Here is a 12,595-nt window from a genome sequence, read left to right on the forward strand (position 1 = left end):
AGGTTGGCCTGACTGTTCTTTCCGAGCAATGCCAACCAGGCCCGGCCTCCCCCAATCCCCGCATCAATTGTCCGAATAACGGGTCGGGTTGGCTTTCTGTCCAGGCGCGCGCATGACCGTTTCTCCTCCTTCCCCTGGCTCGACATCACCCGTTCGCACGCCTAACACCGGAAACCCCGCCCTGCGTCCCATCGAAGACGCCTATCCGCTGACCCGAATGCAGCAGGCGCTGCTGGTGCGTTGCCTTTCCTATCCCGATCAGCCACTTTACATGGGGCAATGGTGGGCCGTTCTGGACGGAGACCTGAACCAGCAAGCATTCACCGCCGCCTGGCAGGGCGTGGTCGACCGCCACACAGCCTTGCGCAGCGGCTTTCATTGGGATCTGAAAGATCACCCGTTCCAGGTGGTTCACCGCCAGGCCGCTTTGACGGTCAACGTGAAAGACTGGCTCGGCCATGTCGATTGGCGCAAACGTCTTGACTCGTTCCTGGCCGACGATCGCGCCCGGCCGTTCGATATCAAGAAGCCGCCACTGATGCGCATCGCGCTCATCCGGCTGGCGCCAACGCGCCACCTTGTCGTCTGGACGCGCCATCATCTTACGGTCGACGGCTGGTCTCTGGGTGTCGTCCTGGGCGAAGTATTTTCCTTATATAAGGCGCTATGCGCCGGGCAGCCGCACGCGTTGCCGCCCGCCCCCGCGTTTCGAGCCTACGTGAACTGGGAACAATCCAGCGACCGGTCGGCGGCGTTAAGCCATTGGCGCAACGTCCTGGCCACCGGCGCGCCGGACGAACGCGACCCCGCCGAACGCCGCCACATCGCGACAACGGAAACCTCCGGACCGGAAATCCAGGCCATCGTCCGCCATCTGCCGGAATCCATTTCAGAACGCCTGAACGCGCTGGCCCGGTCTTGCCGCGTCACCGTCAATACCGTCATTCAGGCCGCCTGGTCCATGGTCGATAGCCGGCTGACCGGCCGCGATACGGCTCTTTTCGGCGCAGTGGAAACAGTGCGCCCCCCCCATCTCGCGCAGGGCGAAACAACCGACCTCGTCGGAATTCAGATTCAGATACAACCCGTTCTGGCCCGTATCGACCAGACGCCGCTGCGCGACTGGCTCGAAGACCTGCAGGCGAAAGCGGTTGCCGCACGCAGTGCCGGCTCCATAGGCATGGACGAGTTTCGCGATCTGCTCGGCCTGCCACGCGACAGCCTGCCATTCGATAGCCTGGTCGGTTTTCAGAACTACCCCCTGGACGAAGCCTCTGCCCTTGCCGGCAGCGGATTGACTCTGGCCGAAAGCGGCGATGTCACACTGCCCGACATGCCGCTGAACCTGATGGTGGAACGGCAGGCCGGCGGCCTGTGCCTGCAGTTGATGTTTGACCGGAATCGCTATGGCCTGCCCGACGCTACGCTACGTCTGGATATGCTGGCCGCAACACTGGCGGCCCTGCCCGATTCGGCGGCGGTTTCCGTTGACGCCATCGACGTGCTGCCCGAAGCAATCATGGCACCGTTGTTCGGCGATGCGCCCATCGACACGCCGCTGCCCGGCTCCGGGCAGACCGTAATCCAGGCAATTCTCGAACACGTGAACAATCGGCCTCAGGCTGCAGCCGTCACTCTGGGCGAACAGAGCCTGACCTATGCCGGACTGATCGCCATCGCCTCAACCGTGGCTGCCAGACTGGCCGCGAACGGAATCGGCCGCGGCGCCCGCGTGGGCCTGCACCTGGAACGCACCCCACTGGCCATAGCGTCTATCGTGGGCATCATGCTGCGCGGCGCGGCGTACGTGCCCATCGACCTTAGCGCGCCCGATGAACGCAAGGCATTCATTACGGCGGAAGCAAATCTTGCCGGTGTGCTCTCGATGACGTCCGACGACGTGGCGGGTCTGCCGGCCATCGCCGTAGGCGATTTGGCGCCTGAAACGCTCGACGCCATCGCGCCCGTCGACGCAAGCGCTTTCCTGCCACCCACGGACTCGGACGAGGCTTACGTCATCTTCACCTCGGGATCCACCGGGCGCCCAAAGGGCGTTTCAATCGGCCACGACAACCTTGGCTACCATGTAGCGGCACGAAACGCCGCCTACCCGGGTCAACCCAATCGCGTTCTTCTGCTGACCTTTCCCCTTAATTTCGATGGATCCGTCACCGGCATATTCGGCACGCTGTCCATAGGCGGAACACTCGTCCTGCCGCGCCCCATAGAAGCCACCGATCCTGATCGCCTGGCAGCGCTGATCCGCGATCAGCGCGTTACCCAAACCATCATGATTCCATCGCAATGGAGCCTGCTGCTGTCGGCGGGAGCGCCCGCCGACCTGAACAGCCTGGAAGTGGCCGTGGTCGCAGGCGAAGCGTGTCCACGCGATCTGGTCGAGCGCCACTACGCACGGTTGCCGAAAACCCTGCTGGCCAACGAATACGGGCCAACAGAAACGACCGTCTGGGCCACGCTGGAACGATGCGCCGCCGGAGAAACAGGGCCGGTCGCGATCGGCCACCCCATCCCCGGAACACGCGTTTACGTGGCGGACCGGAAAAACCGGCGCTGCCCACCGGGGTCTACCGGCGAGCTTCTGATCGCGGGGCCGGGAATCGCGCGCGGCTATGTGGGCCGCCCCGACCTGACGGCCGAACGCTTCATCGCCAACCCATTCCACAGCAGCCCGGGATTGCGCACCGCCTATCGCACCGGAGACCGCGTCGTTCTGGGCTTCGACGGCAAGCTGCGGTTTCACGGCCGGGCCGATGATCAGGTCAAGATCAGCGGCTATCGTATCGAGCTGGCCGAAATCAGCGCCTGCCTCCTGGAACTTCCCGGCGTCGAGGACGCGGTAACTGTCGTTCACCGTGCCGGGGCGCAAGCCCGAAGCCTGCTCATCGCTCACGTCGCAGGCGCCAATCCGCCAAGCCAGGAAGCCATCCTGCGCCACGCGCAACGCCTTCTGCCCGCATACATGGTGCCGCACAGCATCGTGCTGCACGATCGTCTGCCGCGCACCAGCACAGGCAAGATAGATCGCCACAATCTTCCTGCGCCCCTGCCTCAGGAAACCGCCTCCGTGGCGCCCGAAGGCGAAACCGAAGAAGCGATTGCACAAGTCTGGCAGGCCGTTCTGGGCTGCCAGGCCATTGGCCGCTTTGACGACTTCTTCGCCATCGGCGGCCGGTCGCTCGACGCCATGCAAGTGGTTTCACGCCTGCGGCGCGACCTGAAGCTTGCGGTCGATCTTATCGATCTGTTCGAATCTCCGCGACTCAACGATCTGGCGCGCCGGGCGGCCGGCCGTAACGCCGGCGAAGGCGCCGCCATCCGCAAGCGGCAAAGAACCCGCATTGACCTGGCCGCGACCTCGCCGGAGCAAGCATCGTGAACAGCGGTTACATCGCCGCCGCATCGTTCGCGCAACGGCAGCTTCGCTATCTGGACCTGCTGCAACCGGGAGGCTCGGAATACGCGCTTCCGTTTGTGCTGGAAATAACAGGCGCCTTCGACGAAACGGCGCTGCGGCGAGCGTTCGACGCGGTCATTGATCGGCACGACGTGCTGCGAGCTTCGTTCCCCCTGATCAATGACATCCCGGCCCTGGCCGTGCTCGATCAACGTGTGATCGCCATGCCTGCCATCGAGCTTTCCGCCGGAACCCGCGCCGACTGGCGCAGGCAACTGGCAGGCGCCGTAACGGATATGGTGGCGCGACCCTTCAACCTCGAAAAAGGCCCAGTACTGGCAGCGGCACTTTTCCGGCCTGCCTACCCCGAAGCGGCCGGCTGTTCGGCGGGCCTGGCGGTGGTCTTTCATCACGCCGTAGCCGACGGCGCGTCATTGCCGATTTTTCTGGACGACCTGATCGTCGCCTACAACGCGGCCGTCACCGGGGCCGCGCCCGCATGGCAGGAACTGGCGCTGCAATACCCGGACTACGCCGACTGGGAACAGGAGCGTTTCGGGGCAGCCGATGCCCCGGCCATGACCGAAGCCCTGCGCTACTGGCGCGAAACGCTGCGCGGGGTCCCGTCACTCCTGGACCTGCCGCTGGACCGGCCACGCAGCGCAATGCAGTCCCCCGGTGTCGGAGCCACGGCGCGCCTGAACCTGCCGGCCCCGATCGGCAACGCCTTGGCCGATTTGGCCCGTCTTAAAGGCTGCACGCCTTTCATGGCTTTTCTGGCTGTGTTCTTCACCGTGCTGCACCGCTGGAGCGGCCTGGACGATCTGGTCGTGACCGTGCCCGTATCCAAGCGCACGCGGCCCGAACTGACCAGGCTGATCGGGCTGCTGGTCGACACGCTGCCGTTGCGCGTGTCCTGTAGTCCGGATACGAGCTTCGACTCCTTGCTTGGAGACGTGCATAAAGTATTTCGAGACGGCATCCGCCATCGCGACGTTCCGTTCCAGCGCATTGTCCAGTCCATCGAAATCGAACGGCGCACCGACGTTGTTCCCCTGATGCAAATTTTGTTCGGCGGCCTGGAGCCGGCCGACGATCCCGTCATCGCAGCTGACGGCACCTGCTTTGCCGCCACCGACGATCAGGCGGACCAGACAGCCAAGGCCGACATATCCTTCGTTTACCGCCAGTCCGCCGAACAGGTCGAGCTATGGTGCCGCTACGATCAGGCGCTGTTCGAGCACGCAAGCATCGAGAATCTGCTTTCGTGCTTCGGCGCCATCGCCGCCGCAGCGGCACGCGCGCCCAACCAGGCGATCGGCGATCTTCCCCTGATGGACGAAGCGGCCGGACGCGACCTTATCGCCCGATTCAACCGAACCCGCCGGCCGTACCCGGACAATCAATCCGTCGCCGCCCTGTTCAACGACGTGGCCCGTCAACATCCCCAACGCATCGCCATCGACGATGGCGGGCGGCTTACCCGCTACGCCGAACTGGCTGACCGGTCGGCCCGCCTCGCCGCTATCCTTGCGCAAGCCGGCCTGGGGCCCGATGACGCAGTCATGCTTGTCCTTCCCCTATCGGACCGATTTCTTGCCCTGATGCTGGCCATTTTGCAGATCGGCGCCATCTATGTTCCGCTCGATCCGGCACATCCCCATGCGCATCGCGCCCGGCTTTCGAAGTCGATTGGCGCCCGCGCCGTTATCCTGTCGACCGCCGAGGACCAGGAAGAATACGAAGGAATCCAGGTCCTGGACGCGCAGACGCTGGACGCGCGTGCGGCGCAACTGGCAGCCGATTTCACGGTGCCGCACGGCTCGTCGGGCACGGCTTACATCATGTTTACATCGGGCTCCACGGGCGAGCCCAAGGGCGTGGCGGTTCCACATCGGGCCATCGCACGCCTGGTCTGCAACACCAACTTTGCGTCCTTTGGCCCAGACACCCGCGCGGCCGTCTACTCCAATCCGTCCTTTGATGCGTCCACACTCGAAATCTGGGCTCCCCTCCTGAACGCAGGCACGGCCATCGTGATCGAACGCAAGGCCATGCTCGATATCGCCAAGCTGCGACGCCTATTGGCGGAATCCAACATCACGCTCTTGTGGGTCACCGCGGGGCTGTTTCAGGAAATTGCCGGCATCGACCCATCGGCCTTCGCCGGCAATCGGCTGGTGCTCACCGGCGGCGACACCGTCAGCCCGGAAGCGGCCCGCGCTGTGCTGGCCGCGGGGGCGGGATCGGGATTGCGGCTGATGAACGGCTACGGCCCGACCGAGAACACCACCTTCAGCACCACCTTCGACATTGCCGGCCTGGATGCGAACAGTCTTTCCGTACCCATAGGCCTGCCCATCGCCAACAGCGCGATCTACGTACTGGATCGGCGCGGACAACCACTGCCGATCGGCGTGAACGGCGAAATCTATGTCGGGGGCGACGGAGTCGCCAACGGATACGTCGGCGACCCGGAACGCACGGCAGCGGCATTTCTGCCCGACCCGTTCGACGAGCGCGGCAAAGCGCGCATGTATCGGACCGGCGATCACGGCCGCTGGCGCCAGGACGGCGCCATCCTGTTTGCAGGCCGTTCGGACGATCAGGTCAAAGTACGAGGATTTCGCATCGAGCTCAACGAAATCGCTGCCGCATTGGGGCGCCATCCGGCACTACGCACCGTTCATGTCGCCGCCCCAAAGGATTCGAAGGGAGGGCGTCAAATCGTCGCCTACGTGGTGGCGCACACGCAGCCCGCGCCAAGCGCGGCCGACCTGCGCCTGTTCCTGGAACCGCTGCTGCCGTCGCACATGCTGCCCAACGCCTACGTCGCGACGGAATCGCTGGCGCTTAACCTCAACGGCAAAGTCGACCGCAAGGCGTTGCCTGCGGTGCAAGACCATCATTACGACCGATCGGCGCAGACCGTCGCACCGCGAACCGAAGAGGAATGCGCGTTGCATGCCATTTGGCAGGAACTTCTGGGAATCGACACCGTTGGTGTCACCGATAATTTTTTCCATGTCGGCGGCGATTCCATCCTGGCTATCCGCATGGCCGCCCGCGCCGCCGACGCAGGCTTACCGCTGACGCCCACCGACGTCTTCCAGCTCCAGACCATCGAGCGGCTGGCGGATGCGGCCTCTCTGGCGCGCCCCCGTCAAAAGCGCGCCGCGGCCGATCGCGCCTTCTCCGCGGAGCTGGTTCCCATCGTTCAATACAACGAGGCAAATCAGCCCTTCCTGCTGGCCAGCCTGGCTCTGGACCGGCCCATCGGCGTCGTGGAACTCGCATTGGTCATCCAGCATCTGGCCGAACGTCACGAGGCCTTGCGTTTGCGATGGATCCGCGACGGCGAGGCACGCCGGCTGGAAATCATGGCTTATGTGGCTCAATTGCCTTTTCGCACGGTGGAAGAGCCCAGCCTGGCCGACGCGCAACTGGACAACTGGATAGCAGAGCATGCGGCGCGCATCGGCCGCGGGCTCGACACACAATCCGGCGTCATGGTCGCCACCACATTAATCGATCGCGGCCCGACAGCCGGGCCGGTTGTCGTCCTGGCGCTGCACCGGGCCATAGCAGACGAGCGCACCCTGGCGCTGATCGTCGCCGAGCTGGAAACGGCGATCAAAGCAGGGCATGCGGCATTGCCGATCCTGGATACGGCCTACGGCGACTGGCTGGACTGGCTGGAGGGCTACGCCGACGAGCAAGCCGCGGGCCGCGGGCTGACCACTCTGGAAAGCGCCGCAATGCGAACATCCATGCCTCCTTTGCTGGTTGACGCGCCCGCAGACGGGCCGAGCATCGCCGCGGAATATTGGCTTGATCCCGCAGTTGCCGCGACCCTGACCGACCACGCGCCGGCACGGCTCATCACCACGCCGCTCGACATACTAGCGACCGCCCTGGCGGCGGCTCTGCCGCCGCCAAACAGCGATGCGGTGCTGATCGAGGCCATCGACGAGCAGCGCAACCTGCCCCGCAACGCACCGAACGTCGAAGGGCTTCTGGGCAATCTGGACAGCGTTTTGACCATTCTCGCACCCACGGGACACATGCCGGTCGCCGCACGGCTGCACGCAGTCAAGGCCGCACGCCAAGCCGTGTCGGCAACCGCTCCGGTCTATCGGGTGCTGGGCCAGACCTTCGATCTGCCCGGCGCCGCACTTGGCATTGCCTGGTCGAGCCCATCCGCCGCACGCGCCGCGATACGATTCCATTCGCTGCCTACGTTCAGCGCCTCAGTAAAAGGCATGCTGGTGGCAAGCGCAATCGGCCCCCGGCTGCGCCTGGCCTGGGCCGGCGCGGAGCCGGCCGGCGGCGCTGCCGAGCTGCTCGAACGGGTAGCGCACACACTTGGTTTAATCGCGGATTTGGCCACACCGAACGCACGCCCTCTGTACACGCCGGCCGATTTTCCGCTCGCCGGGCTGTCCACGCCAGAACTGGCCGGCATCGTCGACGCCGCAACGGATATCGAAGCCATCTACCCCCTGTCGCCGATGCAGGAAGCCATGCTGGTCCACACGCTTGCCGCCGTACGCTCCGAAATCAACTTCGAGCAAAGCTGCATGCGTATTCGCGGCCCGCTCGATCATGAAGCATTCCGCCATGCCTGGGCAACGGTATTCGAGCGGCACGATGTGCTGCGCACCGCTTTTCACTGGCGCGGGCTGGCGCGCCCGCTGCAAGTCGTCCACCGCACCGTGCCCTTGCCGCTAACCACCCAGACATGGCCGGCATTCGACGCCGTCAGGCTGGATGCACTCCTCGCTCGCGACCGGGAGCAGGGGTTTGATCTGGAGCAGGCGCCGCTGGTGCGGCTAAGCATCATCCAGGTGGCGGCCGACGATGCATATGTCGTTTCCAGTTTCCATCATCTGCTGGTCGACGGCTGGTGCCTGGGCCGGTTGGAACGCGAGGTCCGGGCCGCCTACGAAACCTATCGCAGCCGCCGCCCGCCGTTGTTCGACACGCCGGTTCCCTATCAGTCCTACATCGCCTGGTTGGCGCAGGCGGACTGCGCCGACAGCCAGCGGTTTTTCATCGACCTTTTGAACAACTTGCCGGATCGGCGCCGGCTGTTTCCCGCAGCAAAAGGCCCGGCCCATGCCTTTACCACGACGCACCGGACGCTGGATCGCCCGGCCAGCCGGGCACTGATGGCTTTCGCGCGACGGCGCGGGCTGACGCTGGCCACGACCCTTCATTTCGCCTGGGCCGTCTGGTTGGGAGCCCGCCTGGGCTCCGAGGACGTCGTGTTCGGAACCACGGTATCGGGGCGCCCTTCGGGCGTACCAGGTGTCGAAAGAATTGTCGGCCTGTTCATCAACAACCTGCCGATCCGCCTGCAACTGGGTAGTGATGCGCGTCCCGCCGAACGCCTCCAGGCCATTCAGTCGCTGCTGGGACAATTGCAAAGCCACGCCCACCTTTCACCCATGGCCGTCGCCGAGGCCGCCGGCGGCCAATCGGGGCCCCTGTTCGACACCCTGGTCGTGGTCGAGAACCTGGCCTCTGGAACCAGCGCCTGGAGCGGCGCCGAAGGCCTGACCGTCGAAGCGGTGCACTCTCGCATGAAAACGGCTTACGACCTGACATTCATAGCCATACCGGGCGATTCGATCGCCCTGTCTCTGGTGCAGCCCGACGACGGGCGAACGCTCGAAGACGCAAGCGCCGTGCTGGACGCCGTGGCGGCTATCCTGACCGCATTGCCCGATGCGGTAGACAACCGTCTTGACAGCCTGCCTCGCCCCGAAGCGCGCCCGCCTGTTGTCCTCGCCGGTACACCTTCGGCACAGCCCGTTCGCTTCGCCACCCGGCCTCGCAGCACGCTGGAAGCCCAGATCGCCGACGTGGTGGCCGATCTTTCCGCCGTGCCCCAAGGCGGCGAACCGATGGCCGCCCTGGACCTGGACACGGATTTCTGGTTCATGGGCGTCAACTCCCTGAAGCTGATCCAGCTTGCCGCGCGCCTGGAGCAGCGTTTGGATCGCGCGGTGCCCATTTCACTGCTTCTGGAACACCGCTCGGTATCGGCGCTTGCGCGAGCCATCGAATCCGGCCAGACGTGGACGCCGGTCGTTCCCATGACCAGCGCAGGCACGGGCGCGGCACGCGGGCAGGCGAGCGATCCGTTCGTATGCGTCCATCCCGTTGCCGGCGACGTCAGTGTCTTCCTGGATCTGGCCCGCGCCATGCCCGCATCAATTCCCTTCTGGGCCATCCAGGCCGCCGGCCTGGAAGAAGGACAGGAGCCGCTCGATAGCGTCCAAGCCCTGGCGCAGGCCAATCTGGAAGCCCTGACGGCACGGGGCCTGCCGCATCCGCGCTGGATTGGCGGTTACTCGTTCGGCGGGATCATAGCCTTCGAAATGGCGCGGCAGTTGGCGCAACGAGGAACGCCGCCCCAGCATGTTGTCATTATCGACACGCCTGCGCCACTGGAACGCACATCCGTTCTTGAAGCCGACCCGGATCGAGCCCATGCCCAATGGCTTGTCCGCATGGCCGATGTGCGCGCCCGCTTCCAGGGCCTGGAACCCGTGCTGACGCAAGACGAGCTGCTGGCGCTGCCGATAGCCGAAAGGTTCGCCCTGGCGATCGAGCGGCTTCATGCGGCCCGGCTGCTGCCGCCGGCAGCCACTCCCCAATGGCTGGAACGGGCGCACCGCACCAGCCTTGTCCAATACGGCGCGTATCTGAGCTACTCGCCTGCTCCCTCGCCCGGACAGAAACTGCCACTGGCCATTATTCGGGCGGCGGCACCGCGCCAGTCCGATCTGGGCGATCTCGAGAACCGTCAGCTTGCGATTCCCGATATGGGCTGGCAACTGTTCACCGAGGCATCCATACCCGTGCTTCATGTCACCGGCGATCATGTGACGATGCTGGGACCCGACACCGCCCCGAACGTGGCCGCCGCCATCGCAAGCCTGTTGCAGGTTGACGGCGGCGCCTGAAGCTCCACTGATCGTGCCCTAAGGCATTTTCGATTGAGGTGTTTACGGAACTGAACGCGCACTCAGATCGCGTACCTTTTCGCTTTGGAACTGACCGAGGGGTGCGCGACATTTTTCTGTTCTCGTACCTTGACTCGACCCCTTAACAACGTAAAGACGTAAAGCAACTTACCTGCTGCACCGAATAAAGAATGGTGTTCGCTTACGGTGCATCCAGGGGTTGGTCATCAATCGGCAAATCCAGGCTCACCTTTTCCCGGCCCATTGCCACGAATGTCCTGAATCGCTTGACATTATTGTTCTGAAAAAAAAGCCTTCGGGTCAGATCGCGGTACTGCTCCATATCCTGCACGGTGATAATCAATATGAAGTCGCACTGGCCGGTCACGTAATAGCACTGCTGAACTAGGGGACAGGCCTCGAAGCTGCGCTTCATGGCGTCGAATAAATCAAGCTGCTCGCTTTCGGCCTCGACCTCGGCCACGATCGTCAAAGGGTAACCGACCGCCTCGGGCGACACCACGGCCGTGTATTTCTTGATGATCCCTTCATCGGTCAGCCTCTTCAGGCGCCTGTTCACGGCGGCCGTCGATAAATGCACGCGCTCCCCCAATTCGCTTTGCGCAATGCGAGCGTCGTTTTGCATTTCTATCAGAATCTTGCGGTCGTAAGCGTCCAGCATCGGTAAGCTCAGCGGGAGATTATTAAGTAAAACAAGCAATCATTGCAATAAATTTGCAATTCACAACAATTAATAGAATAAAAAATAGGGGTTGTTGGAAATATTATTTCAATATCAACGACACCGCAAGCGCACCCGATCCTTTCATGAAAACCCGGAGAATGAATTATGGCCAAGCAATCATCCATCAAAACCCCTGCGATGGAATATGGCCGCGATGGTGAAACGCCACCGGCGATCTCCAACCGCCGCGCGAGCCGCATCCCCTACCCCGACGAACAAAAGAAAATCAAAGATATTGAACGGACGGAGGAAGAACGCAAATGGCTGTCAAGCTGGCGGCTACTCAACCATTCAGCGACGCCGCTGTGGTCCTTGCCAAAACTGGCCGCTACGCTCGGCATTGCACAACTACGCGTCAAGGACGAGTCCAAGCGCTCGCCGCTCGCAAGCTTCAAGGCATTGGGCGCGCCGATCGCCCTGATACGCCTCATCCTGCGCCTTTACCCGGAACGAAGCTTCGAGCCCGCCGCGATACTTGCCGGCCGCTATCAAGACGACTTGCGTGCACTTACCGTTATCACCGCCACCGACGGCAACCACGGCCGAGCCCTGGCGGCGGCGGCGCAATCGAGCGGTTGCCGCTGCGTCATCGTCTTGCATGCGCGCGTGAGCACCGAACGCGAACAAGCCATCGCCGCTTTCGGCGCGGAAATCGTGCGCGTTGCGGGCAACTACGATGCGTCCGTCAAGGAGGCCGCCCGCCTGGCCGCCACGAACGGATGGCACGTGGTTTCCGACACTTCGTACAGCGGATACGAAGACGTTCCAGGCGACATCATGCGCGGCTACGGCATTATTTCCCAGGAAATCATCGAGCAAATCTCCGATCCCGCCGGCCAGCCGTTCACGTTCACCCATATATTCCTGCAGGGCGGCGTGGGCGCCCTGCCCGCCGGCGTCCTGGATTATCTTTGGAAGTTCTATGGTCCACGCCGTCCAACAAGCGTCATCGTCGAACCCCGCCAGGCCGACTGCCTGTACCAGAGTGCGCACCTAGACCGCGCCGCGCATGCATCGGGCGCCATTGACTCGATCATGGCGGGCCTGGCTTGTGGAGAAGCCTCTCCCCTGGCGTGGCAAGTCCTGCGAGTCAGCGCCGATTACTTCATGACCGTCGAGGATTCCGACGCGACCACCGCAATGCGCCAGTTGGCCGCCGGCAACGGACAGGACGTCCCGATCGTCGCCGGCGCGTCGGGTGCGGCTGGGCTTGCGGGGCTTCAGGTCGCGTGCGGGAACCAACCGCTGCGCGCCATGTTCGGACTCAATGAACACTCGCACGTTTTAGTCATCAATACGGAGGGCGACACGGCTCCGAGCATCTACCAGACATTGGTAGGGGAATCCGGCCAATCCGTGCTCGCCCGCCAATCTTCGCGGCAATCCGGCCACCGGCCCTCCGATCAAGCGTGCTTGCCGATGGCGCACGGCTGATAGGTGCCAGGCATCGAGCGGCGAGCG

Annotated in this window: 4 protein-coding genes; 3 read left to right on the forward strand and 1 reads right to left on the reverse strand. The window is 63.7% G+C overall.

What is annotated here, in order from left to right:
- Positions 1-112: 112 nt before the first annotated feature.
- Positions 113-3,397, forward strand: coding sequence for a non-ribosomal peptide synthetase (locus EDC26_RS17370; RefSeq protein WP_132584996.1), 3,285 nt, complete (start codon positions 113-115; stop codon positions 3,395-3,397).
- Positions 3,394-10,389: a non-ribosomal peptide synthetase gene (locus EDC26_RS17375; protein WP_132584998.1), complete on the forward strand. Its 6,996-nt coding sequence runs from the start codon at positions 3,394-3,396 to the stop codon at positions 10,387-10,389. The genes EDC26_RS17370 and EDC26_RS17375 overlap by 4 nt, the downstream gene beginning before the upstream one ends.
- 202 nt (positions 10,390-10,591) lie before the next feature.
- Here EDC26_RS17375 and EDC26_RS17380 read toward each other — a convergent pair whose 3' ends face one another.
- On the reverse strand, positions 10,592-11,071 hold the full coding sequence (locus tag EDC26_RS17380; RefSeq protein WP_132585000.1) for an Lrp/AsnC family transcriptional regulator: 480 nt from the start codon (positions 11,069-11,071) through the stop codon (positions 10,592-10,594).
- A 201-nt stretch (positions 11,072-11,272) separates the two neighbouring features.
- On the opposite strand from EDC26_RS17380, the gene EDC26_RS17385 reads away from it, so the two are divergent.
- A complete protein-coding gene (locus EDC26_RS17385; protein ID WP_132585044.1) occupies positions 11,273-12,568 on the forward strand; it encodes a diaminopropionate ammonia-lyase in 1,296 nt (431 codons plus the stop codon).
- Positions 12,569-12,595 lie beyond the last annotated feature (27 nt).

Origin of the sequence: Paralcaligenes ureilyticus, from assembly GCF_004346225.1 — a bacterium.
Taxonomy (GTDB): domain Bacteria; phylum Pseudomonadota; class Gammaproteobacteria; order Burkholderiales; family Burkholderiaceae_B; genus Paralcaligenes; species Paralcaligenes ureilyticus.